The 24,061-nt window shown below is 58.7% G+C and carries 18 protein-coding genes and 2 tRNA genes; 13 read left to right on the top strand and 7 right to left on the bottom strand.

Annotated elements, in window-relative coordinates:
- Positions 1–8: 8 nt before the first annotated feature.
- A complete protein-coding gene (locus AUP74_RS00290; RefSeq protein WP_069945804.1) occupies positions 9–1,325 on the top strand; it encodes a sugar MFS transporter in 1,317 nt (438 codons plus the stop codon).
- A 194-nt stretch (positions 1,326–1,519) separates the two neighbouring features.
- On the opposite strand, the gene AUP74_RS00285 is transcribed toward AUP74_RS00290, so the two are convergent.
- The gene (locus AUP74_RS00285) at positions 1,520–2,566 is read right to left on the bottom strand and encodes a LacI family DNA-binding transcriptional regulator (RefSeq protein WP_069945803.1); all 1,047 of its coding nucleotides are present in this window, start codon (positions 2,564–2,566) and stop codon (positions 1,520–1,522) included.
- Positions 2,567–2,866: 300 nt separating this feature from the next.
- On the opposite strand from AUP74_RS00285, the gene pgi reads away from it, so the two are divergent.
- From pgi to AUP74_RS00225, 12 genes are all read left to right on the top strand, one after another.
- Positions 2,867–4,531 carry a glucose-6-phosphate isomerase gene (gene pgi / locus AUP74_RS00280; protein WP_069945802.1) on the top strand — a complete coding sequence of 555 codons (1,665 nt, stop codon included), beginning with the start codon at positions 2,867–2,869 and terminating at the stop codon, positions 4,529–4,531.
- Positions 4,532–4,550: 19 nt separating this feature from the next.
- Positions 4,551–6,368, top strand: coding sequence for a phosphogluconate dehydratase (edd, locus tag AUP74_RS00275; RefSeq protein WP_069945801.1), 1,818 nt, complete (start codon positions 4,551–4,553; stop codon positions 6,366–6,368).
- A gap of 72 nt (positions 6,369–6,440) precedes the next feature.
- The gene (zwf, locus tag AUP74_RS00270; protein ID WP_069945800.1) at positions 6,441–7,901 is read left to right on the top strand and encodes a glucose-6-phosphate dehydrogenase; all 1,461 of its coding nucleotides are present in this window, start codon (positions 6,441–6,443) and stop codon (positions 7,899–7,901) included.
- 45 nt (positions 7,902–7,946) lie between these two features.
- Positions 7,947–8,660: a 6-phosphogluconolactonase gene (pgl, locus tag AUP74_RS00265; protein ID WP_335625485.1), complete on the top strand. Its 714-nt coding sequence runs from the start codon at positions 7,947–7,949 to the stop codon at positions 8,658–8,660.
- A gap of 74 nt (positions 8,661–8,734) precedes the next feature.
- On the top strand, positions 8,735–9,358 hold the full coding sequence (locus AUP74_RS00260) for a bifunctional 4-hydroxy-2-oxoglutarate aldolase/2-dehydro-3-deoxy-phosphogluconate aldolase (protein ID WP_069945799.1): 624 nt from the start codon (positions 8,735–8,737) through the stop codon (positions 9,356–9,358).
- Between the two features lie 74 nt (positions 9,359–9,432).
- Entirely contained in the window at positions 9,433–10,467 is a 1,035-nt protein-coding gene (gene gap / locus AUP74_RS00255) for a type I glyceraldehyde-3-phosphate dehydrogenase (RefSeq protein ID WP_069945798.1), read from the top strand.
- A gap of 90 nt (positions 10,468–10,557) precedes the next feature.
- Positions 10,558–11,997, top strand: coding sequence for a pyruvate kinase (gene pyk, locus AUP74_RS00250; protein WP_069945797.1), 1,440 nt, complete (start codon positions 10,558–10,560; stop codon positions 11,995–11,997).
- A 354-nt stretch (positions 11,998–12,351) separates the two neighbouring features.
- Entirely contained in the window at positions 12,352–14,898 is a 2,547-nt protein-coding gene (locus AUP74_RS00245; RefSeq protein WP_069945796.1) for a TonB-dependent receptor, read from the top strand.
- Positions 14,899–15,019: 121 nt separating this feature from the next.
- A complete protein-coding gene (locus AUP74_RS00240; protein WP_069945795.1) occupies positions 15,020–15,742 on the top strand; it encodes a SapC family protein in 723 nt (240 codons plus the stop codon).
- A gap of 20 nt (positions 15,743–15,762) precedes the next feature.
- Positions 15,763–17,331, top strand: coding sequence for a tryptophan halogenase family protein (locus AUP74_RS00235; protein ID WP_069945794.1), 1,569 nt, complete (start codon positions 15,763–15,765; stop codon positions 17,329–17,331).
- Positions 17,332–17,336: 5 nt separating this feature from the next.
- A complete protein-coding gene (locus AUP74_RS00230) occupies positions 17,337–18,881 on the top strand; it encodes a tryptophan halogenase family protein (RefSeq protein ID WP_069945793.1) in 1,545 nt (514 codons plus the stop codon).
- On the top strand, positions 18,881–19,912 hold the full coding sequence (locus AUP74_RS00225; protein ID WP_069945792.1) for a sulfite exporter TauE/SafE family protein: 1,032 nt from the start codon (positions 18,881–18,883) through the stop codon (positions 19,910–19,912). The genes AUP74_RS00230 and AUP74_RS00225 overlap by 1 nt, the downstream gene beginning before the upstream one ends.
- Before the next feature lie 237 nt (positions 19,913–20,149).
- Here AUP74_RS00225 and AUP74_RS00220 read toward each other — a convergent pair.
- From AUP74_RS00220 to AUP74_RS00195, 6 genes are all read right to left on the bottom strand, one after another.
- Positions 20,150–20,224, bottom strand: a tRNA-Gln gene (locus tag AUP74_RS00220).
- Positions 20,225–20,261: 37 nt separating this feature from the next.
- A tRNA-Met gene (locus AUP74_RS00215) sits at positions 20,262–20,338 on the bottom strand.
- A gap of 122 nt (positions 20,339–20,460) precedes the next feature.
- The gene (locus AUP74_RS00210) at positions 20,461–21,375 is read right to left on the bottom strand and encodes a DMT family transporter (protein WP_069945791.1); all 915 of its coding nucleotides are present in this window, start codon (positions 21,373–21,375) and stop codon (positions 20,461–20,463) included.
- Positions 21,376–21,449: 74 nt separating this feature from the next.
- Positions 21,450–22,541 (bottom strand): redox-regulated ATPase YchF, encoded by a 1,092-nt coding sequence (ychF, locus tag AUP74_RS00205; protein WP_069945790.1) that lies wholly within the window; start codon positions 22,539–22,541, stop codon positions 21,450–21,452.
- A gap of 72 nt (positions 22,542–22,613) precedes the next feature.
- Positions 22,614–23,222: an aminoacyl-tRNA hydrolase gene (pth, locus tag AUP74_RS00200; protein WP_069945789.1), complete on the bottom strand. Its 609-nt coding sequence runs from the start codon at positions 23,220–23,222 to the stop codon at positions 22,614–22,616.
- 11 nt (positions 23,223–23,233) lie between these two features.
- Complete coding sequence (locus AUP74_RS00195) at positions 23,234–23,872, bottom strand: 50S ribosomal protein L25/general stress protein Ctc (protein ID WP_069945788.1); 639 nt, start codon at positions 23,870–23,872, stop codon at positions 23,234–23,236.
- Positions 23,873–24,061: the final 189 nt, after the last annotated feature.

The raw sequence follows: 24,061 nt of genomic DNA, 5'->3' as shown, positions 1-24,061 counted from the left end.
GTGCTCCTATGGAAACTGCAGTTCTGCAACAAAGCGAATCGAGAAGCAGCCTGCTGCCGATGGCCATTATCGGCATGCTGTTTTTTATTTTCGGATTTGTGACCTGGTTGAACGGGTCGCTGATTCCCTTTCTCAAAGTTCTCTGTGAACTGAACGAGTTCCAGGCACTGTTCGTTACCTTCGCCTTTTATATTGCCTACACGGTAATGGCCCTGCCCATGTCGTATATCCTGCGCCGCACCGGCTACCGCGATGGCATGGCGATCGGTTTGGGTATCATGGGCGTGGCTTCGTTGATTTTTATTCCTGCTGCACAGACCGGCAGTTATCCGGTGTTCCTGCTCGCTTTGTTTGGTCTTGGGGCCGGTCTGACGATCCTGCAGACCGCATCCAATCCCTATGTAGTGAAAGTCGGCCCGGCCGAGAGTGCGGCCACGCGCATTGCGGTGATGGGCATCATCAACAAGGGCGCGGGGGTGCTGGCACCGATCGTGTTTACCGCGCTGGTACTGTCCGGTCTCGCGGACTTCAACACCGAGGCCATCAGCCAGCTGGGTGATGCGGAGCGCGCGGCAAAGCTGGAGGAAGTCTCCAATCGCCTCATCATGCCTTATATCTATATGGCGGCACTGCTGTTCCTGCTGGTAGGGCTGGTGAAGCTGTCCGGCTTGCCGGATATCGAGGAGGAATCCAGTGAACACAGTGAAGAAAAGTCCGGCATCCTGCATTACCCGCAGGTAGTACTGGGCGCGCTGGCACTGTTTGCCTATGTCGGAGTCGAGGTCATCGCCGGTGACACCATCGGGCTCTACGGCGAGCGGCTCGGTCTCGCAAACTATGCATCACTCACCTCCTATACCATGGTGTTTATGGTGATCGGTTACCTGATCGGTGTGTTCGGGATTCCGCGGTTTATCAGCCAGCAGCAGGCGCTGCTGGGATCGGCCATTGCCGGCAGCCTGTGTGTGCTGGGAGCTCTGTACGGTTCCTCCGAGAGTACCGCCATTGCCGATGTCCTGTGGGGCTGGACCGGTGTGCCGGTAGTGCCGAATACCGTCGCCTTTGTTGCCCTGATGGGACTCGCCCATGCGCTGGTGTGGCCCGCCATCTGGCCGCTGGCCCTGGAGGGTCTGGGCCGCTTCACTGCCCAGGGGTCTGCGCTCCTGATTATGGGAATTGCCGGTGGGGCAATTATCCCCCTCGCTTTCGGTAAGCTGGCTCACGTTGCCGAGAGCACACAGGTTGGCTACTGGGTGGCGCTGCCCTGTTACGTGTTCATCCTGTTCTACGCCCTCAAAGGCCACAAGATGCGCAGTTGGAAATGAATACTCTGTCTTTAAGTTTGTAACCCGGAAAATCTGTTTATCTTCTCTGTTTTCTCTTTGGTTCTCGTCATCTTGCCCTCTACGTGAGGGCTTTTTTTTGCCTGAAGCTCAGGTGTCGATGAAGGTGGTCGAAGGCAGAGGAAAGGAGTTGCGTGCTTGCGGCGGGCAGAGCCCGCCGCAAGAGAAGAGAGCGGTTATTCCGGAGCCGGTCCGCTAGAGTCTCGCACGACCAGAGACGGGGTGAACTTGCGCTGGATGCCTGCCTCCTTGCTGGCAGATCCGGTCTCTGCGGAACCCTTGCTGCGTGCCTTGCTCAGTACCAGGGCGGCAGCGCACTTGGCAATCTCGTTGTTGGGCTGGTGCGCGGTCGTGAGTTTCGGCCACGTCTGGCGCGAGAAGGGGCTGTCCTCGAAGCCGACGATGGACAGTTGTGATGGAATATCGATATTCATCAGCCGCGCCGCGAACAGGGCGCCGGCAGCCATCTCGTCATTACTGGCAAAAATTGCGCTGGGCGGATTTGCGGATCCCAGTAGTTTCTTGGCCCCCTGGACGCCGGAATCAAACGAGTATTCGCCCTTGAGGATCATGTCCTCATCCGCCACCAGCCCCGCGTCTTTCAATGCGCGTTTATAGCCATCCAGACGCCCGTGGGTGGAAACGTGCTCTTCGCCACCACAGAGGAAGCCAATGCGCTTGTGTCCGTGGTCAAGCAGATGTTTGGTCAGTTCATAGGCGGCACTGCTGTCGTCCACCTGGATGCAGTTGTCCTCATCTTTCTCCGCGGCCTCGGCAGAGACGATACGCACGTAGTCGACCCCCAGTTTCTTGACGGTCTCGATCACATCCGGCTTCTCCGAGAAGGGTGGGGTGAGCACCAGTCCCGCCACCTTGGAGTGTTCCACCAGGTCCTCCAGCTCCTTGTGCACCTGGGGTGACTTTGAGTTGCTGGGGTGGATCAGCAGTTCGTAACCGCGCGCCTTGCACGCATCGAGTATGCCGTTTTGCATATCGATGACGTAGTAGGCGTTGGGATTGTCGTAGATAAAGGCAATGGTGTAGGAGCGGGTCCCGGCCAGGTTGCGGGCTGCAAGGTTTGGCTGGTAGTTCAGCGCCTTGACCGCATCCATCACCTTCTTCTTGGTCGCTGGACGCACAGAGGGTTCATTGTTGATAACCCGGGATACGGTCTTGATGGAGACGCCAGCCCGAGCGGCGACATCGTTGATGGTGACTTTCATTGAGGGCGCTGGTCCTTGTCATTGTTATATCCGGCCTCGCTCTGTTTCCCAGCAGGCCGAGAGGCGCAGTTTAGCAGCAAAAGCCACCACAATCCGCTGCTGCACCGCCTGAAACGGCTGGTCGGCCGATCGTGAAATTTGACTACAAGAGCGAATTGACAGCGCTGTCTGCATATGGGACGCTTGAGGCAAAATGACAGCGTTGTCAATTGCGTTGAAAGCAAGAAACGCTGCCCAATAATTGATAACAATTGGCCTGTTGACGCCCTCGTTGCGGGGCTGAAGGCGAAGGGGGAGACTATGGATATTACCCAAACTCACAGCTGGCGCGAGCTGGAAGCCCTGGCCGGGCAAATGCAACACACCCACCTGCGCGAACTCTTTGCCAACGATCCCCGGCGCGCTGAGCGCTATTCCCTGGAGCTGCCGTCTTTCCTGCTGGATTACTCCAAAAACCTTATTGATGACGAGGTTTTTGTAAATTTATTACAGCTGGCGAGGGAGGCGGATGTGGAGCGCTGGCGGGATCGGCTCTTTACCGGAGTGCCGATCAATCGCACTGAAGGGCGGCCGGTCCTGCATACTGCGTTGCGTGGCAGTGGTGTGGCCGATCTCAGCTGTGAGGGACAGTCGGTGGCCGTCGCCGTGGCGACTGAGCTGGAGCGCTTGAAAGGTTTTGTAAATTTACTACATAATGGCGCCCTGACAGGATGCACGGGCTTGCCGATCTCCGATGTGGTCAACCTCGGCGTCGGTGGCTCTCATCTGGGACCGCAGATGGTCATTGAAGCCCTGCGGGGTTATAGGCAGGGCGGCGTAAACGTTCACTTTGTATCGAATGTGGATGGTGCCCAGCTGGCCGATACGCTGGCGGGGCTCAATCCGGAGACGACCCTGTTTGTGGTGTCGTCAAAGACGTTCTCCACTACGGAAACGTTGACCAATGCGCGAAGTGCGCTGAGGTGGCTGGATCCGCTCGCAGATCGGGATGAGCTGCTCAGGCGTCATTTTGCTGCCGTCACCGCGAGCCCCGCGCGCGCGCAAGAGTTCGGTATCGAAGCGGATCGAGTATTCCGCTTCTGGGACTGGGTCGGCGGTCGCTTTTCCGTGTGGTCTGCCATCGGCCTGCCGGTGGCGATCGCGATTGGTTTTGAAGGGTTTCGGGCACTGTTGGATGGTGCGGCGGAGATGGATCGCCATTTCCAGCAGGCGCCACTGGAGCAGAACGCGCCGTTACTCATGGGGCTTCTCAGTGTGTGGTATTGCACGTTTATGGGCTATCCAGCGCACGCGGTGCTGCCCTATGACCAGGCTCTGCATATGTTGCCGGCTTACCTGCAGCAGGCGGAGATGGAGAGCAACGGCAAATCTACCACCAGGTCGGGGGAGGAGGCAGCATACGCGACCGGCCCCCTAATATGGGGGCAGCTGGGTATCAACGGGCAGCACGCCTTCTACCAGTACCTGCACCAGAGTCCTGCGGTGGTCCCGGCGGATTTTATCGGCAGTGTCGCGGCGGGGCACGGCTTGCCCGGTCATCACGAGATTCTGATGGCCAATATGCTGGCCCAGAGCCAGGCGCTGATGAATGGGGTCAGCAATGACGAGGTGGTTGCAGAGCTGCAGGAGCGGGGGCTGGACGAGGCTGAAGTTTCAGCACTGGCACCGTTCAAGGTCCATCGGGGGAATCGTCCAAGCAACACGATTCTGATAAAAAAACTCAACCCGCACGCATTGGGAGCATTGATTGCTCTCTATGAGCATAAAATTTTTGTGCAGGGTGTGATTCTACAAATTTATTCCTTTGATCAGTGGGGTGTGGAACTGGGTAAAGGACTCGCCGCGGCACTACAACCAAAGCTGGAGTGTGGTGATCTGCGTGAAGAGGATGCCTCCACAGCCCGCCTGATCGAATACTACCGGCGGGTCAAAGCCGGTACCGCTGCAGCGGAAACTACCGGATAAGCAAAAGAGTAAAAGGGTTATGGTCCACAGCAAGGTTCAAGCAGTTACGCAGCGTATTGTCGAACGCAGTGAGGAGACCCGGGGGGAGTACCTGGCGCAGGTAGAGCGCGCCCACATCACCGGTCGCGCCAGTAGCCATCTCTCCTGCGGCAACCTCGCCCACGCCATCGCCGCCTGCAGTGAACGCGACAAGGACCTGATTGCTTCGGGGCGCGGCCCCAATCTGGCGATCGTGAATGCCTATAACGATATGCTGTCTGCGCATCAGCCTTATGGGAGCTATCCGGATCTGATCAAGAAGGCCGCGATCAGCAGCGGTGCCTCCGCCCAGGTGGCGGGCGGTGTGCCGGCTATGTGCGACGGCGTGACCCAGGGTCGCGCCGGTATGGAGCTCAGTCTCTTCTCCCGCGATGTGATCGCTATGTCGACCGCAATCGCTCTCTCCCACGATGTATTCGAGGGAGCTTTTTATCTCGGGATCTGCGACAAGATCGTTCCCGGCCTGGTGATCGGCGCTCTGGCGTTCGGGCACCTGCCGGCAATGTTCGTGCCCGCAGGGCCCATGCCCACCGGCCTTTCCAACTCGGAAAAGGCGCGGGTGCGGCAGCTGTACGCGGAAGGCAAAGTGGGCCGCAAGGAGTTGTTGGAGGCGGAGAGCGCCTCTTATCACAGCCCCGGCACCTGTACTTTCTACGGCACCGCCAACAGTAACCAGATGCTGGTGGAGATCATGGGGCTGCAATTGCCCGGCAGCTCCTTCGTAAACCCCGGTACCGAGTTGCGCCAGGCTCTCAACGATGCTGCCGTCAAGCAACTGGTGCAGATCACGGAACCCAGCCAGTACACACCGATCGCGAAAATCCTTTCCGAAAAGGCTTTTGTTAACGGCATTGTCGGCCTCCTCGCCACCGGTGGTTCCACCAACCATACCCTGCACCTGATCGCCATGGCGCGCGCAGCCGGTATTCAGATTACCTGGCAGGATATGGCGGAGCTTTCTGAGGTGGTGCCTCTTATGTGCCACGTGTATCCGAATGGCACAGCCGACATCAACCACTTCGCCGCGGCCGGTGGTATGCAGTTCCTGATTCGCGAGCTGTTGGATGCCGGCCTTTTGCACGACGATGTGCACACCGTGCTCGGTGAGTCCGGTCTCAAACCCTACTGCCACGATCCTTTCCTCAGTGAAGACAAGGCGTCCGTGGTCTGGCGGCCGACAGTCGAGGAAACCGGCGATGCCAGTATCCTGCGCCCCGCCAGCGATCCTTTCTCCCAGCACGGTGGCCTGCAGTTGCTCGACGGTAACCTGGGTCGCAGCGTAATCAAGGTATCCGCGCTCAAGTCCGATCAGCTCTATATCAAAGCCCCGGCGGTTGTTTTCGAGAGCCAGGACGAACTGCTGGAGCGTTTCAAGGCTGGAGAGCTGGACAAGGATTTCGTTGCCGTTGTGCGCTTCCAGGGCCCCCAGGCCATCGGTATGCCGGAGCTGCACAAACTCACGCCGACCCTGGGTGTGCTGCAGGACCGCGGATTCAAGGTGGCGCTGGTTACTGACGGTCGTATGTCCGGCGCTTCCGGCAAAGTCCCCGCCGCAATTCATATGTCCCCGGAGGCGGTAGAGGGCGGTGCAATCGCCAAAGTCCGCGAGGGCGATGTGATTGAACTGGATGCCAAAGCCGGCACATTAGTGCTGCACGTCGACGATGCAGAGTTGGCAGCGCGACCGCTTGCGGAAGTAGACCTGAGTGCGCACTCCCGCGGTATGGGGCGCGAGTTGTTCAAAAACCTGCGCGCTCTCGCTACTGGTGCAGAGAGCGGCGCGAGCATTCTCTACTGACCGGGTCGAGACGCGGAGAATCTCGCTAGAGTATTCATGGCGCAAGACGCCGAAAACAGACAGAGAACACATATGACCAATCCCTTCGATATGGTTTTGTTTGGCGGCGGCGGCGACCTCGCCCTGCGCAAGCTGATTCCGGCGCTGTACCGTGCCCATCTGGAGGGCAGCCTCGAGGAAAGCTCGCGAATTTTTCCGGTCTGCCGTCGCCAGGAAGACGCGGACAGCTATCTCGATACGGCACAGAAAGCACTGAAAACCCATTTACGCGACGGTGAATATTCCGAGGCCGGCTGGAGCGAATTCAAGGAAAGCCTGCGGGCGGTGGCACTCGATATTGCCGTTCCCGATGAGCAGTGGGATCACCTCGCGGATCTGCTGGGCGGGGACAATGAGCGCGCACGAATTTTCTACCTGGCTATTCCGCCGGCGGTGTTTGGTCCCTGCTGTGAAAACCTGTCGATCAAGGGACTCATTCACGAGCAGTCTCGCGTGGTGGTGGAAAAGCCGCTCGGTTACAACGCCAAAACCTCGGACGAAATCAACAGCAAGATTGCCACTTATTTCCCGGAAAAAGACATTTTCCGGATTGACCACTACCTGGGTAAGGAAACGGTTCAGAATCTCCTTGCGCTGCGATTCAGTAACGTACTTTTCGAGCATCTCTGGGACGCGCAAACCATCGACCACATCCAGATCAGCATCTCCGAGACAGTCGGTCTCGAGGGGCGCGCGGGCTTCTACAATGAGGCCGGTGCCCTGCGCGATATGGTGCAGAACCACCTGCTGCAGCTGCTATGCCTGATCGCGATGGAATCCCCCAACAGCATGTCGGCCAAAAATATCCGCGCCGAGAAAATCAAGGTACTGGAAGCGCTGCGACCGCTGGTCGGCGTCGAGGTAGATGAAAACATCGTGCGCGGGCAGTACGTCGCCGGAGGAATCGGTGATCATCTGGTGCCCGGTTACCTGGAGGAGCTCGATGAACCTGGCAGTAACACCGAGACTTTCGTCGCCATCCGCGCCCATATCGACAACTGGCGCTGGGCGGGTGTGCCTTTTTACCTGAGAACGGGAAAGCGCATGGAAAAGCGCTGTGCTGAGATCGTGATCCAGTACAAAAAGGTATCTCACAACGTCTATGACAAGTCAGCCGGTCAGGCAGTACCAAACCGTCTCGTCATCCGTCTGCAGCCGGAGGAGAGCATCAAGCTGGTGCTGATGGCCAAAAAGATGGACAGCCTGGAGATGGAGCTCAAGCCCGTCGAGTTGAACCTGACCCTGTCCGAAACCTACGACAGCATCCGCAGTGATGCCTACAAGCGGCTGATGCTGGACGCGGCGGCCAACAACCCGGCGCTGTTTATCCACCGCGAAGAGGTGGCGGCAGCCTGGGCTTGGGTGGATCCGATCATCGAGCACTGGCGTGCGACCGGCGACCAGCCGTGCCTGTACCGGGCGGGTAGCTGGGGCCCTCAGGCCGCCGACGACCTGTTGCGGCTGGATGGCCGCGCATGGGTCAACGCCAGGTAGCTCGGAAACGTAACGTCCAATAACAGTGAAATCGAGGCGAACGCCATGATGATTGAGGAAAAATTTTTCCCCGACCGGGAGCGACTGGTACAGGCGCTGGCCAATGACTGTGCCAGCAAGCTGCAGCAGGGCATCAAGGAACAGGGCCAGGCGAGCTTCCTGGTTTCCGGCGGCAGCACGCCCGAACCCGTATACCGGGAGCTCTCCAAGCGTCCTTTGCCGTGGTCGGATATTACCGTGGCACTGGTGGACGAGCGCTGGGTCGACAAGACCGAGAGTGGCAGCAACCACGCGTTTATCGAAAAGAGCCTGCTGCAAAACGCTGCGGCGGAGGCGCCTTTCCTCGGCATGAAAACTCCACACGCTTCCGCGGCTGAAGGTGAAGCGGATTGCGAGCGCGCTTACAGCGAACTGCCACGTCCCTTCGACGTGTGCATCCTGGGAATGGGCAGTGACGGTCACACCGCGTCACTGTTTCCCCATGCCGAAGGCCTCGAACAGGCCCTGAATACCAATGGCAGCCAGCTCTGCAAGGCCATTAACGCCAAGCAGAGTGAAGTGACCGGCAGTCACACCGAGCGCATGACCCTGACCCTCGCCGCCATCCTGCAGTCGCGGGATATCAAGCTGCTGATTACCGGCGAGGAGAAACTCAAGGTCTACCGCGAAGCGCTGCTGGGCAGCGATGAACTGGAGATGCCCATTCGCAGCATCCTGAAGCAGGGACACAAAGCGGTAACGGTTTACTGGGCTCCGTGACCCGGGGCGGAGTGCCCGACTTGAAATAACGATTGAGGGCGCAGATCGCCCCGCAAAAAAACTGGAAGTCAATCATGCAGAAACAGCTTGCTGAAGTTCTGTCGCAGGCCGGCATCGTGCCGGTGCTGGTGATCAATAAAGTAGAGGATGCACTGCCGCTGGCACAATCACTGGTAGAGGGTGGCCTGAATGTGCTGGAAGTGACCCTGCGTACTGATGCGGCGCTGAAGGCCGTAGAAGAAATTGCCAAACACCTGCCAGACGCCCATGTGGGTACCGGCACTGTTCTGAATGCCGCGGATCTCCAGCGCTCGGTCGATGCTGGAGCGGCTTTCATGGTGAGCCCGGGCGCAACCGAAGTGCTGTTGGACGCGGCGGAAAAGCATGACGTGCCCTTATTGCCTGGTGCGGCGACAGCCTCCGAAGTGATGCGCCTGCTCGAGCGCGGTTATCGCTACCAGAAATTTTTCCCGGCGGAGGCCGCCGGTGGTGTGCCCATGCTCAAGTCCCTGGGTGGTCCTCTGTCCCAGGTGCAATTTTGTCCGACCGGCGGCATTGGCCCGGCTAACGCCAAGGACTACCTGTCCCTGCCCAATGTGATCTGTGCCGGCGGTTCCTGGATGGCCACGGCAAAGCTGGTGGAAGAAAAACGCTGGGATGAAATTACGCGGTTGGCAAAAGAAGCCTCCGTACTTTGAGTTCATGGCGGCGGGCAAAGCGCAGCAGCCGACGGTAGTCGCGACGAATAAATTTAAAAATTGAGGCAAAGCACATGAAACTGAAAATTGCGATTAACGGCTACGGCCGTATCGGCCGCAACGTTACCCGGGCGATCTATGAGTCCGGATACAACGACCGCGTGCAGCTGGTGGCTATCAACGACCTGGCTCCGGTCGAGTCCAATGCACACCTGACCCGTTTCGACACCATTCACGGCCGCTTCAACACCCCGGTATCCGTGGAGGGGAGTGATCTGCTGATCGGTGGTGACCGTGTGCGCGTTTGTCAGGAACGTGATCCTGCCCAGTTGCCATGGGCGGATCTGGAAGTGGATCTGGTCCTGGAGTGTACCGGGCGCTTCACGAGTAAAGAGGCGGCATCGGCACATATGAAGGCTGGCGCCAAGGCAGTGCTGATCTCCGCTCCGTCCGGCGATGCAGACCTGACTGTCGTATACGGCGTGAATGACGACAAGCTCACCGCGGAACACAAAGTTGTTTCCAATGCCTCATGTACCACCAACTGTCTGGCTCCGGTTGCCAAGGCCCTGCACCGTGGACTCGGTATCGAGCGCGGCTTTATGACCACGGTCCACGCCTATACCAACGATCAGAACACCCAGGACGCCGTGCACGCGGATATCTATCGTGCGCGTGCTGCCGCCGATAACATGATTCCCACCAAAACCGGTGCCGCCGCTGCGGTAGGTCTGGTTCTACCCGAACTGAAAGGGCGCCTGGACGGTATGGCCGTTCGCGTACCGGTGAGCAATGTGTCGCTGGTGGATTGCCAGTTTATTGCCGGTCGCGACACTACTGTTGAAGAGGTCAATGCCATCATGAAAGAGGCGGCTGCCAGCAGCCGCGGTGTGCTGACCTACTGTGACCAGCCGCTGGTGTCCGTCGACTTTAACCACACCACGGCCTCCAGCCACTTCGATGCCAATCACACCCGTGTGAATGGCAACCTGGTAAAGATCATGGCCTGGTATGACAACGAGTGGGGCTTCTCCCATCGTATGCTGGATACCAGCCTGGCCATGGCCGAGGCTCTGCAGCTACAGGCTCAGGTAGCGGAAACCGCCTGAGAGAGTAGAGAGAAAGCGAGTAGGGTGGGGTTCCCCACCTTTGTGGGCGCCGAGGCGCCCTGAACACAACTGAGAAGTAATTTCCTGTTTATGATCCGCCATACCAAAATTGTGGCCACTCTCGGCCCCGGCACAGACAAGCCCCGCGTCATTGAAGAGATGATTCGCGCCGGCGTGAACATTGTTCGTCTGAACTTCTCCCACGGCTCAGCCGAGGACCATAAGCGCCGTGTGGAAGCCGTGCGCGAGGCTGCAACCGCACAGAACAAACTGGTCGCCGTGTTGGGTGACCTCCAGGGACCCAAGATCCGTATCGCCCGATTTGCCGAGGGTAGTATCTGGCTGGAAAACAACAGTGAGTTCACCCTCGACGCAGACTGCCCCGCGGATGCCGGTGACGAGCGTCGAGTGGGCGTGGATTACCCGAGCCTGATCAGCGACTGTGAGGCGGGCGACATCCTGCTGCTGGATGACGGCAAGATCCGTCTCGAAGTGACGGGCACCACTCCCCAGAAGCTTTACTGTCGCGTTCTGCAGGGCGGCAAGCTCTCCAACAACAAGGGCATCAACTTGCTGGGAGGTGGCCTGTCTGCGCCGGCCCTGACCGAGAAGGATTACCGTGATATCAAGTTGGCTGCCGAGTTGGATGTCGACTTCCTTGCGGTGAGTTTCCCCCGCAGTGCGGAGGATCTGGAAACTGCGCGCAGCGCCATGGAAGCCGAGGGCAGTAAGGCTGCAATCGTCGCCAAGGTTGAGCGCGCGGAGGCGGTAGCCACTGACGAGCAGATGGATGAGATTATTCTCGCTTCAGACGCGATCATGGTGGCCCGCGGTGACCTTGGGGTGGAAATCGGTGATCCGTCCCTGGTCGGCGTGCAGAAGAAACTGATCAACCGCGCCAATGCCCTCAATCGGGGCGTGATCACGGCTACCCAGATGATGGAATCCATGATCACCAGCCCCACGCCGACCCGTGCAGAGGTGATGGACGTGGCCAACGCGGTGCTGGATGGCACCGATGCGGTCATGCTGTCGGCTGAGACCGCAGCCGGTGATTTCCCGGTGGCTGCGGTGGAAGCCATGAGTGAAGTGATCGTCGGGGCCGAGCGCTACCTGGGCAGTGTGAACCGCCCGGCCTCCCAGAGCCGTGCCTCAGATCGTATCGATACCGTGATTGCCCAGGCTGCTGTCGATGTTGCCGCACGGGTGGAGAATCTGGTGGCGGTGGTGGCCTTGACCGAATCCGGCCGTACACCGCGGATGATGTCCCGGGCAACCACCCATCTGCCCATCTATGCCTTGACCCGCCACCCGGCCGTGGCGCGGCAGCTGGTTTTGCTGCGCGGGGTCGAGCCGGTGGTGGATTTTGACCCGGCGGAGATTCCCCTCGGTCATCTGACCGAATCCATCGTCGAGGTGGTCGGTTCCCGCATGGAGCTCAAGAAAGGTCAGCGTATCCTGATCACCCAGGGCGATCGCCTGAATGTGGGCGGACAGACCAACGCCATGCGCATCAAGGAAATCGAATAACCCTGGCACCGCCGCGCTCCGGGGGAGTGCGGCGGTCACTATCTGGCGTCTTATCTCTCTCTTTATCCCCTTCCAAGCTTGTCGCGACCTGTGCTGTAACTCCCTGTTTTGAGAAAACTTTTTTCTTCTAAAATTTAATTCGATCAAAAATTGACCGCTTTAGCCGCCTCGCAGGAGCCTGAATTGCCTGCCGGGTTGTAGCTTTTTCGATTCTTTCTGTGTATTGTCAATGCGTGAATGACAGCGCTATCAAACAAAAACAAATGACAGCGCTATCATTCAGCGGTTCAAGGTGAAAAAACTAAAAAAATTTTTAACTCAACCTTTATTCCAATAACAAAGGAAGGGAAATCGATGCTAAAGCGCAACCAACTCGCACTGTCTATCAGTGCGGTAGTGCTCAGTGGTGGCCTGATGTCGCCGCTGGCCACTGCCCAGTCCGACCAAGGCCTCGAAGAAGTTACCGTCACCGGTATTCGCGGCTCCCTGCAAGATGCTCTCAGTACCAAGCGTGATTCATACGCGATTGTCGATGCTATCTCTGCCGAGGATATCGGCAAGTTCCCGGACAAGAACGTCGCTGAATCCCTGCAGCGCGTACCCGGTGTGACTATCCAGCGCCAGTTTGGTGAGGGGGCGGCCGTGTCCATCCGCGGTGCAGGTAACGACCTGACACTGACCACGCTGAATGGCCAGAATGTTGCCTCTACCGGTTGGTTTGTGCTGGAACCGGCCAAGCGCAGCTTCAACTACGAGCTTCTGCCGTCTGAACTGGTGGGCGACATTGAGGTGTACAAGAGCTCCCAGGCCGATCTGGCCGAGGGCGGTGTTGGCGGTACCGTGGTGATCAACACCCGTAAACCGCTGGACCTGGACTCCATGACCCTGCACGGCTCTGTCGAGGCTTCCTCCCAATCCGACTCCGATGCCACTGATCCCCAATTCTCTGGTCTGGCCAGCTGGAAGAACGACGCCGAGAATTTCGGTGTGCTGGTTTCCGCGGTTTCCCAAGAGCGCCAGCTGCAGCGCCAGGGTAATGAGGCGTTCTGGGAGTGGGGCGCAGGCCCGGTTGCTTTCGAGCAGGAGCGCAAGCGCTCTGCCATCAACGCTACCTTCCAGTATCAGCCGACTGAAAACCTGGATATCGTTTTCAATGCCATCGATATGCAGATGGAAGCAGATAACACCAACTACGCGCTGTGGCTGACGCAGGGCAACTGTGGCTGGTGTGGAGTCGATGTCGACCCAGCTGACCAGATCAACGGGACTACAGCTCGCGGCCCGCTGAATGTCGCCTACCTCCAGGCCCGTCCGCGTGAAGCCACGATGAATTCCGATGTGTTCGACCTGTCCGTGGATTACGCGGGTGAAGGTTATGAGCTGAGTTTCCAGGCTGGTCAGACCACATCCACAGGTGGTACCGACTTCGAGATGGTCGTGGACGATGGTTCCGGCGGCACTGCGATTCCCGGTGGTACTTACGACTTTTTCGGTGGCGGCCAGAGCTGGGATCTCAACGGCTTCGACCTGGCTTCCTACGATCCGGGCAGTGTAGTCATGGGTACCGGTGCCAACTTCAATGCCACACCGAAGACTGACGAAGAGACCTACTTCCAGGCGGATCTGGAGTTTGAGGTCGAGTTTGGCCTGATCAATTCCATCAAGACAGGTATCAAGAGCGCGGATCACAACACGACCAGCCGTCGCTTCGAATTCTTGCAGGCGGAAGGCTTCGACCCGAGTATTTCCACCGCTGAAGTCCTGGATGGCACTATCGAGTCAGGGGCTGGTAGCTATGATATCCCGAAGCTGGACGCCGATGCTCTCAAGGCCTGGGCCAAAGCGTCCATCGTCGGCAAGGTTGAGGATCTCGGTTCCTACAGCGAAATCGACGAAAGCAACAACGCCATCTATGCCATGGCCACTTTCGACGGTGAGCGTGTGCGCGGTAATTTCGGTGTGCGCTATATCTCCACCGATGCTTCCTCCATCTATTACATCGATGGTCAGCGCGGCAGCACCAGTGCGGATTATTCAGAAGTACTGCCCAGCTTTAACCTGGCCTACGACCTGTCAGATGACCTGATCCTGCGTACCTCTGCGGCCAAGGTGATGGCCCGTCCGCAGTATGTCGATATGTACGTGAATCCCAATGTCCTGGGTGCCGACGATGAAATCGACAATAACCAGTTCTGGGTAATTGGTAACGTGGGCCTGGAGCCCTTCACCGCGAATCAGGTAGATCTGGGCCTCGAATGGTACTTTGCTGAAGGCTCCCTGCTGTCCGGTGCAGTGTTCTATAAAGATGTGTCCAATTTCGTGACCATCAGTGAGTATCAGGCTTCCGCCAGTGAAATTCCCTTCGACCTGCCTGCGAGTGAGCAGGGCTTCGGTTGGACCGTGCAGGAAAAGGACAACGGCGAGAGTGCTGATATCACCGGCATAGAGCTGGGTTACCAGCAGGACTTTGGCAACGGCTTCGGTGCAATTGCCAACTACACCTGGACCGATACCAGCACCGCCAAGGAGACTTTCACCGATGGCAACCCGTTCCTGAGTGATAGCTCGGAGAATGTCTACAACCTGACCGGCTATTACGAGAACGACATGTTCTCTGCCCGGGTCGCCTACAACTGGCGCAGCGAGTACATGATCCGCGAGTCCGGCTCGTACGGTAACCGCCTGCACGACGACTTCGGCAGTCTGGACCTGAGTGCTGTCTGGCATGCTACCGATAATGTGGATGTCAAGCTGGACGTGAATAACCTGCTGGCTGAGGAGTCCGTTCAGCTGGGTAACAATGCTGAGCCGGCGCCGGGAACTGGCTTCACCGCAGGCTTCCCGCTGTACGAGTACGAGACTGCTCGTCGCCTGAATCTGGGTGTGTCCGCCAAGTTCTGAGGGGGCCTCCTCAGGCAATGATGTACCGGAAAAAGGGAAGTTTTTGCTTCCCTTTTTTCGTTTGAAAAATATACTGGGCCAGTCGAATTAACAGAATAACCAACGAACTTAATGGTGTTGTATGACCACTGAACAGACTCCCAAGATCGCTCCTCTGCACAAAGAAGCCCACGGCAAGCTGAAGATCCGTGAGCTGGGCAGCTTTGAGCATGTGAAGAACGCGCACATGGTGCCCGTAACGGCCCATGAGTTCACCCGCCTGGGAGCCGAATACCCGATCGTTTTTGTCAAGAATTCCGAGACTGGCCAGTTCCAGTCCGTGGCTCTGCTGGGCCTCAAGGTCGGTGAGAACCTGTTTGTGGATGGCGAGAAGTGGCAGGGCGTCTTCGTGCCCGGCAGTGTTCGCAATCATCCCTTCGTACTGGCTCCCGCGGGCGAGAACAAAGACCAGCTGATGGTAGGTATCGTCGAGAACAGCCCGCTGGTCAGCGAGGAAGAGGGCAACCCGCTGTTTACCGACGCAGGTGAAGAGTCCGATTACCTGAAGGCCAAGAAAGAGACTCTGGTTAACTTCCTCGAGAGTGACCAGATGACCAAAGCCTTTGTAAACGTTCTGGTTGAGAAGGAGCTGCTGACCGCTCAGTCTGTGACGGTCAATGCCGGCGAAGAGAAAATCAACCTGAACGGCCTGTACATCGTCGACGAGAAGAAGCTGAACGAGCTGGGCGAAGAGGACTTCGCTGACTTCCGTAAGCGCGGCTTCCTGCCGGCGTTGTACGCTCAGCTTGGCTCCCTGCACCAGCTCTCCAAGCTGGCCAAGATGCAGGCGACAACCGCTGCCTGAGGCAGCGTTGACACTCGCTGATGGCTAGTGCGGCAACATCCGGGCACATCCAGCATGTCCTGGTTGTGGGCGGAGGAACCGCCGGCTGGCTCACCGCCAGCCACCTGGCCAAGAAGCTGCGGGCCCGGTCACCGGGAGGTGTCCGGGTCACGCTCCTCGAGTCGGAAAATATTCCGACGATTGGCGTAGGGGAGGGCACCGTTCCTGCCATTCGTCAGACGCTACAGTACCTGGGCATCAGCGAAACCGACTTTATTCGCGAATGTGATGCCACCTTCAAGCAGAGCATCAAATTTGTTGACTGGGTAGATAACCCGGTTCCCGGTCAGCCGTCTCATTACCACCATGTCTTTGACTACCCTGACAGCAGTCGCGGTGATCTTACCCCTTACTGGCTGAAGCAGGCCGGCCCTAAGCCTTCATTCGTGGACGCTGTGTCAGTGCAGGGGATGGTGTGCGAGCGCGGCCTGGGTCCAAAGAATATGACCCTGCCGGAGTTTCAGGGCTTTACCAGTTACGCCTATCACCTGGATGCCGCCAAGTTTGCTCGCTTGCTCACTCGTCATGCAGTGGAAGAGCTGGGTGTCCACCACCTGCTGGGCACGGTAGAGCAGGTCAAGCGCTCGGAGGACGGCGATATTGCTGCGGTGGTCACCGATCGGCACGGGACGCTGCAGGCAGATCTGTTTGTGGACTGCACGGGTTTTGCGTCGCTGTTGTTAGGGCAGTCTCTCGGTGTCCCGTTTGTGGACCGCAGGGATACCCTGTTTGCAGATTATGCCCTGGCTGCGCAGGTGCCTTATGGGCAGTACAACGAACCGATCCCCAGCTATACGATTTCGACCGCACAGGAAAGTGGTTGGATCTGGGATATCGGGCTGCCTGAGCGTCGTGGAACGGGTTACGTATACTCGAGTGCGCACACCGATCACGAGCGTGCAGAAACCGTATTTCGCCATTACCTCGGTGCGACCGGTGAGAATGCTGAGGTGCGACGCATTTCCATGAAAGTGGGATACCGGGAGAGTTTCTGGGAGCGTAACTGCGTTGCCATCGGGTTGTCACAGGGCTTTGTGGAGCCGCTCGAGGCCACCGGTATTCTGGTCTACGACGCTACCGCGAAAATGTTGGCAGATACGTTCCCTGCGAATCGCCAGGTGATGCCAGCTGTGGCTGCCCAGTTCAATCGGCATGTGCACTACGCGTGGGAGCGGGTGATCGAGTTTATCAAACTCCACTACTGTATTTCCCGGCGGTCCGACAGCGATTTTTGGCTCGATAATCGCGCACCCGAGTCTATTCCCGAGTCGTTGCGGGACAAGCTGGAGTTGTGGCGTTACCAGCCACCCTCTGAGTACGACTTCCCCAGTAAGCTGGAAATCTTCAATCTGCCGAATTACCTGTACGTTCTGTACGGGATGGGCTTTTTCACCTCGACCGAATTTATCGGCAACCGGTTTGCGGACGGCGATGCGGCATTATCCCGCTTCGCTGAGATCGAGGCGGGCGCTGGTCAGTTATGTGCCCAGCTGCCGGCCCATCGGGACCTCATTAACAAGATCAAGCAGTTCGGCCTGCAGAAAATATAAGAACCATGAATAGACAGCGGACCAAGGTCATCAATGTGGTCGGTGGCGGCTCTGCCGGCTGGATGACGGCTATTTACCTCAATCGCTATTTCAACCGCAGTGCAAAGAACTTCGCCATCCGTGTGATCGAAAGCCCTGACGTTGGAATTATCGGCGTGGGTGAGGCTACCGTACACAGTATCCGTTTCTTCTTCGCCGCGATGGGATTGGATGAGGCGGAATTGATGGCGGAAACCAATGCCACGGTAAAGTCCGGCATTCTGTTTCGCAATTGGAAAAAGCCGGTGCATGGCAAGGTGCACGAATATTTCCACCCGTTTGATCAGCAGCAGCCCGGTGGCTCGGTGGATATTTCCTCCGCATGGTTTGTCGCCGGCCGGAATAAATCCGAGCGTTACGACCGGGCGGTGAGCATCAACTCCCATCTGATCGATGATGGACGCTGTCCCAAAGCCATCTCCTCTGCGCCCTATCAGGCCGTGACACCTTATGGCTACCACCTCGATGCCAAACTGCTCGCTCGCTACCTGCGTAAAAAGGCTGTCGAAGCCGGCGTGGAGCACATTGAAGCCACGATTTCCGATGTGACCGTGGATGGCGAGCAAATTACCGGTGTGACTACTGAGCGTGGTGAGTTCGCCGGGGATTTTTTTGTCGACTGTAGCGGTTTCCGTGCTTTGCTGCTGGAAAAGCTCGCCGCGGACAACTGGCACTCATTCGCCGATGCGCTGCCCTGTAACCGCGCGGTGGCGATTCAGCGGCCCCTAGCCGAAGGGGAGGCTCCGAAACCCTACACGGTTGCCACCGCACTGAGCAATGGCTGGGCCTGGCAGATCGATCTCGTCAATCGCCAGGGCTGCGGTTATGTATATGACGCGGATCGTTTGCTGCCTGAGGACGCGGAGCGGGAATTGCGCGAGTTTCTCGGTCCCGGGAGTGAAACGCTGAAGTGTTCACATCTTGAAATGAATGTGGGCTGCCGGGATCGTTTCTGGATCGGTAACTGCGTTGCCATAGGTTTATCCGGCGGTTTTATTGAACCGCTGGAGTCCACCGGACTGCATATGATCCACCTCGGTGTCAGCCTGCTGGCGACACACTTGGCAGCCGGCGAGGTGCCGCAGGCCCTGCGCGATGCCTATAACCAGAAAATGCGCGGCTTTTACCAGGACCTGAAGCAGTTCATCGTCCTGCATTATTGCCTCAGTGATCGCGACGACAGTGAATTCTGGCGAGCGGCCAAAGCGACTGCCGAGCACTGTCCCTGGCTGAAACAGCAGCTGGAGCTGTGGCGGTATAAAATCTGCGAATATCAGGACTTTGCCGGCACTTACGCCAGCATTTTTACCGACACCAATTACCGCTATGTGCTCTATGGCATGCAGCACTACCCCGACTTGCAGTTTGTGCTCGCGGAAGAGGAACGGGAAGCGTTGTTCCGGCGCTTCGATGGACTGGTTCGTCGTGCGAAAGTGGCGGCACTGGATCACCAGACGTTTCTACGCACCTTGCCGGTGGGCGAGCGGTCAGAGATTGTAGGGGTCGGTTAATGGCGCTGTTGCGGAGTATGCGACTCTGGCTGGTGGGTCTGCTGGTGTTCTATGCAGCCTGGCTGCTGCTTGCGTTCGGCTTGGGCTATTGGGAGTTGGCCCGGGAGCACTGGCCAATGGCGCTCTCAATGGCCATTGGCAGCTACGCGGCTGGCTCGACCCCGATGGGTGGCGGCACTGTCGGTTTCCCGGTGCTGGTGCTGCTGTTTGATATGCCCGCGAGCCTGGGTCGGGACTTCAGTTTTGCGGTCCAGTCCATTGGCATGGTGAGTGCCAGCCTGTTTATCTTTGCCCGCCGCCAGACCCTCGCCTGGCCAATGTTGCGCGGTGCCATGCTTGGCTCGCTGATAGGCACCCCCCTGGGCATCCTGTTCATCGCCCCGGCGCTGCCAGATCTGTGGATCAAACTGGTGTTTGCCGTGCTCTGGGGTAGCTTTGGTCTGCTCCACCTTTACCGTCTCAATGAGATCACAGCACACAATGCCTGCCCGCACAGTGAACCGAAGCGGGATTTCCGTCTCGGCGTCTGGCTTGGCGTCGCCGCTGGCGCCTCTGCAGTCGCGACGACGGGTGTCGGTATCGATATGCTGATTTATGCGGTGCTGGTGTTGATGTGCCGTGTGGATCTGAAAGTGGCCATTCCCACCTCTGTGGTCATCATGGCGTTTAGTTCGGTGATCGGGGTGGTGGTGAAAAGCCTGTCCGGTGATTGGCACCCGGAGGTGTTTGGCAATTGGATGGCAGCGGCCCCGGTAGTTGCCCTGGGAGCGCCTCTGGGGGTTTTTGTGGTCGGCTTGATTGGTCGCAAGCCCACATTGTTGGTGGTGGCTTGCCTTTGCGTCATACAGCTGCTCTGGACCTGTTATGTGGAATGGCAGGCGATAGGGGCTTTGGGGGCCGTGCTCGTCGCTGTAACGGTCCTGTTCGGGCTCCTCGGTTTCGAGTGGCTTCGAGCCATTGGTCGGCGGCGGCCCCGCCCCGAGGCGTCCAAAGGTCTATCCCTGGGTAATGCACAGCCTCAGGCAAGCTGAGGTGTGCGGCTCAGTCCATTCCTTCCGTCTCTAATCCCTATGTGGACCTTTTCAGCGTTCACGTGACCCCGAGCGTAATCGTTGCGATACGTACTTAACGCAGGTGCATCGTGCCGGGCGGGAAGGACCTTAAAAGATTTGCTTGGCAGAGGTGGGCACGCCTTGCGGACACACTGATCCCGTCCGCTGTTTCAAGCCGACTCACTGCTCTGGGCATGAGGGATTCAGTAAGAAAAATGGCTGGGGTGGTAGGATTCGAACCTACGCATGACGGGATCAAAACCCGCTGCCTTACCGCTTGGCTACACCCCAGTAAAGGCGCTGCGAGAAGCCTCTCGCAGGAGGAAAATGGTAGCAAGGGGGAGACTTGAACTCCCGACCTCAGCATTATGAGTGCTGCGCTCTAACCAGCTGAGCTACCTTGCCACTGACGATCTCGGCTAACCGAGGGCGCGAATTATGGGACTCTGGGGTGGGGCTGTCAACCCCCTTTTTTGCTGAATTTTCAGTGAGTTAGCGTAATTGTCCGCACGCGCCATTCCACGCTGCTAGCGACCTCTGCCGATGGCCGCAAACAGGGAGCCACTGGCCACGGCAGCGGCGCCCAACCAGCTGATCCAGTTCATGGGCTCCACTTCAATATAGTCTGGCCACACGGCGCCGATAAGCGCTCCGATGGCCAGAGTCAGCAGCGGCACCAGGGCCAGGGTGGCGCTGACCCGTGATGCCTCCCAGTGCGCGAGGGCTTTGGTGAAGGCGCCGTAAGCGATCAGGGTGTTGGCGGTGAGGAAAATCAGCAGCGCCCAGCCCAGCCAGTCCAGCTTCAGTGCAGACATGGGATCCGCCATGGGCAGGAAACACAGTGTGCCGGCGATATAGATCAGCACCAGCAGGTCCTGGGGCTTGGCGCGGCTCAGGATCTTCTTCTGGAAAAAGCCATAGACTGCCCAGCCGATAGCCGCCACGACGATGAGACCGAGGCCCAGCAGGTAATCGTGGTTGGCACCGCTTGCCAGCTCCGGCAGGCGTTGGTTGAAAAACAGCGGCAGGCCGCCGACGACCATGGCGACACCCAGCCACTGTCGGGGCGAAAAGTGCTCACCCAGCCAGATAACGCTGGAGGTCAGCAGTAGCAGGGGAGCCAGCTGAATGACGATCTGGGCGGCGCCTGCGGTGATGAAGTGCAATCCGGAGGCGTAGGTCAGGTAATTGGTCAGCAGGCCCACGACCGCGATGATGGTCAGCGGCAGCATGCCCCGCTCGAAAAGCTGGCGCAGGTTGAGCTGGCGGGTCCAGCCGTAGTAAGTGCCGGCCAGCACTGCGGCGCCCACAAAGCGATACCAGGTGGCTGTGGTGGCGCTCATGGAGTCCAGCAGGCCCTTGAGTGCAATCGGCAGCAAAGCCCACATGAACGCGGTGATCAGGGCCAGAGGCAGGCCGACTTTCCAGTTGGATGGGTGCATGGTGACGATCTGTCGGGGTTGGGGCGGGGGTAGCCCCCCGGGAACCGAGGGGCGCAGGTGTTTAGCTCAGGCGATCAGACATTGAAGCGGAAGTGAACCACATCGCCATCCGCTACCACATATTCCTTGCCTTCCAGGCGCCATTTGCCGGCTTCCTTGGCACCGGCTTCACCGTTGCAGCCAACGAAGTCCGCATAGCTGACCACTTCCGCGCGGATGAAGCCTTTTTCAAAGTCGGTGTGGATCTTGCCTGCCGCCTGGGGTGCCGTGGCGCCGAGGGGGATGGTCCAGGCGCGTACTTCCTTGACCCCGGCGGTGAAGTAGGTGTGTAGGCCGAGTAGCTGGTAGCCGGCGCGGATTACCCGGTTCAGGCCCGGCTCCTCCATACCCAGCTCTTCCAGAAACTCCAGCTTCTCTTCATCTTCCAGCTCGGCGATTTCCGCCTCGAGCTTGTTGCAGATGGGCACCAGTACCGCGTTTTCCTCGGCGGCGATGGCGGCGACCGCATCCAGGTGCGGGTTGTTCTCGAAACCGTCCTCATCGACGTTGGCGATATACATGGTCGGCTTGATGGTCAGCAGGCTCAGTTCGCGCAGATCTGCCAGCTCGTCATCACTCAGGCCGAAAGAGCGCAGTGGCTTCGCTTCGTCCAGGTGCGGCTGAATCTTTTCCAGCAGCGCCTTCATCTTGATTGCGTGCTTGTCCTGGCCCTTGGCGGCGCGGGTAAAGCGCTGCAGGGCTTTCTCCACGGTGTCCAGGTCGGCCAGGGCCAGTTCGGTATTGATCACCTCGATGTCCGACACCGGGTGCACCTGGTTGGCCACGTGGATGACATTGTCGTCCTCGAAGCAGCGCACTACGTGGGCGATGGCATCGGTCTCACGGATGTTGGCCAGGAACTTGTTGCCCAGGCCTTCACCCTTGGAGGCGCCAGCGACCAGGCCGGCAATGTCGGTGAATTCCATGGTGGTGGGAATCACCTTCTGTGGCTTGACGATCTCAGCCAGTTTGTCCAGGCGGGGATCCGGTACCGGTACCACGCCGGCGTTGGGCTCAATGGTGCAGAACGGGAAGTTTTCCGCATCGATGCCCGCCTTGGTCAGGGCATTGAAAAGGGTGGATTTGCCAACATTGGGCAGGCCGACGATTCCGCAAGTAAAACCCATGGTGTTCTTTCCGTTGCGAGTGGCGCTCTGGCGCCGGTTGATTCGGGGTGCACCGACTGGTCACCGCGGAGATTATTTTGCCGCGGTTGCCGCCGTGTGCAGTGTTTTCATAGCTGCGCCCCAATCGCCTTCTGCGGCGGTAGGCATGACATCGACGGCGCGGTCGATGGCTTCAGCCAGTTGCTCCTGCTCGGTGCGGGGGGCGCGCTGCAACACGAAGTTGACCACTTCGCGGGCGCTGCCGGGATGCCCGATACCGAGTCGCAGCCGCATGAAGTCGCGGTTGTTGCCGAGCGCGGAAATGATGTCCCGCAACCCGTTGTGACCACCGTGACCGCCACTGGCCTTCAGCCGTGCGGTGCCCGGGGGCAGGTCGAGCTCGTCGTGGGCCACGAGAATGGCTTCGGCGGGAATCTTGAAAAAGTTCGCCAGCGGGGCAACTGCCTGTCCACTGCGATTCATAAAGGTGGTGGGGATCAGCAGGCGAACATCCTGCCCGCCGATCCGTACCCGGCCGGTAAGGCCGCGGTACTTGCTGTCTGACGCGAGCTGGGCGCCGTGGCGGCGCGCCAGCTCGGTGACAAAGTCGGCACCGGCATTGTGGCGAGTCCGGTCGTATTCGGGGCCGGGGTTGCCCAGTCCCACAATCAGCTGGATCGGTGTATCCGGTGCCTTGGTCAAAATATTGACCCTTACTCTTCGCCGCCTTCAGCAGCTTCGCCTTCTTCACCTTCCGCTTCGGCTTCGACAGCACCGCGGGGCTTGTGAACGGAGGCTACAACCAGGTCGTGGTCTGCGCCGTGGGCCAGATCCACAGACTCAACACCGGCCGGCAGCTTGATGTCGGAGATGTGAACGGTGCCGTCCAGCTCCAGGTCTGCCAGGTCTACTTCGATGAACTCGGGCAGCTTGGAGGCCGGTGCGCTGATTTCCAGCTCGGTCAGGGTGTGAGAGACGATACCGCCAGCTTTCACGCCTTTGCACTTGTCTTCGTTCAGGAAGTGCACCGGTACCTTCAGGTGTACCTTGGTGTTGGCGGAAACGCGCTGGAAGTCGGCGTGCAGCAGCTGCTGCTTGGCCGGGTGACGCTGCAGGTCACGCAGGATCACTTTCTCTTCTTTGCCTTCGATATCGAGGGTCAGGACAGAGGAGAAGAAGGTTTCATCTTCCAGAGCCTTGAACATCTCTTTGCTCAGCAGGGAGATGGAGGCAGGCTTGGCTTTGCCGCCGTAAACGATGGCGGGTACACGGCCTTCCTCGCGACGCAGGCGGCGGCTCGCACCTTTCCCTTCGTCGCTGCGGACGTTGGCATTCAGTTTGAAATCAGACATGGGGTAAACCTCGGGTTGTCTGCCCAGAGCGACCTGCGACCGGACCACTCTGGCATTGCTGTAAATCGGGTAATGGAGTTCCGATCACCCAATAGTAAACGCCCGGCAGTGCCGGGCGGGCGCGTATTCTAAGGGAATCGCGGGGAAAGCGCTACAAAATCTGCGGGCGACCGGCGAGAGCCTGGTCGC

Source organism: Microbulbifer aggregans, from assembly GCF_001750105.1.
Taxonomy (GTDB): domain Bacteria; phylum Pseudomonadota; class Gammaproteobacteria; order Pseudomonadales; family Cellvibrionaceae; genus Microbulbifer; species Microbulbifer aggregans.
The sequence above is the reverse complement of the archived record's forward strand: the minus strand, read 5'-3'. Positions and strand labels throughout refer to the sequence as shown.

Coding starts and splice junctions, on each gene's coding strand:
- pgi (WP_069945802.1), top strand. CDS start 2,867: ATGGATATTACCCAAACTCACAGCTGGCGCGAGCTGGAAGCCCTGGCC.
- AUP74_RS00260 (WP_069945799.1), top strand. CDS start 8,735: ATGCAGAAACAGCTTGCTGAAGTTCTGTCGCAGGCCGGCATCGTGCCG.
- AUP74_RS00285 (WP_069945803.1), bottom strand. CDS start 2,566: ATGAAAGTCACCATCAACGATGTCGCCGCTCGGGCTGGCGTCTCCATC.
- AUP74_RS00195 (WP_069945788.1), bottom strand. CDS start 23,872: ATGTCTGATTTCAAACTGAATGCCAACGTCCGCAGCGACGAAGGGAAA.
- pyk (WP_069945797.1), top strand. CDS start 10,558: ATGATCCGCCATACCAAAATTGTGGCCACTCTCGGCCCCGGCACAGAC.
- AUP74_RS00235 (WP_069945794.1), top strand. CDS start 15,763: ATGGCTAGTGCGGCAACATCCGGGCACATCCAGCATGTCCTGGTTGTG.
- AUP74_RS00290 (WP_069945804.1), top strand. CDS start 9: ATGGAAACTGCAGTTCTGCAACAAAGCGAATCGAGAAGCAGCCTGCTG.
- AUP74_RS00230 (WP_069945793.1), top strand. CDS start 17,337: ATGAATAGACAGCGGACCAAGGTCATCAATGTGGTCGGTGGCGGCTCT.
- AUP74_RS00240 (WP_069945795.1), top strand. CDS start 15,020: ATGACCACTGAACAGACTCCCAAGATCGCTCCTCTGCACAAAGAAGCC.
- pgl (WP_335625485.1), top strand. CDS start 7,947: ATGATGATTGAGGAAAAATTTTTCCCCGACCGGGAGCGACTGGTACAG.
- AUP74_RS00245 (WP_069945796.1), top strand. CDS start 12,352: ATGCTAAAGCGCAACCAACTCGCACTGTCTATCAGTGCGGTAGTGCTC.
- AUP74_RS00225 (WP_069945792.1), top strand. CDS start 18,881: ATGGCGCTGTTGCGGAGTATGCGACTCTGGCTGGTGGGTCTGCTGGTG.
- AUP74_RS00210 (WP_069945791.1), bottom strand. CDS start 21,375: ATGCACCCATCCAACTGGAAAGTCGGCCTGCCTCTGGCCCTGATCACC.
- gap (WP_069945798.1), top strand. CDS start 9,433: ATGAAACTGAAAATTGCGATTAACGGCTACGGCCGTATCGGCCGCAAC.
- ychF (WP_069945790.1), bottom strand. CDS start 22,541: ATGGGTTTTACTTGCGGAATCGTCGGCCTGCCCAATGTTGGCAAATCC.
- edd (WP_069945801.1), top strand. CDS start 4,551: ATGGTCCACAGCAAGGTTCAAGCAGTTACGCAGCGTATTGTCGAACGC.
- zwf (WP_069945800.1), top strand. CDS start 6,441: ATGACCAATCCCTTCGATATGGTTTTGTTTGGCGGCGGCGGCGACCTC.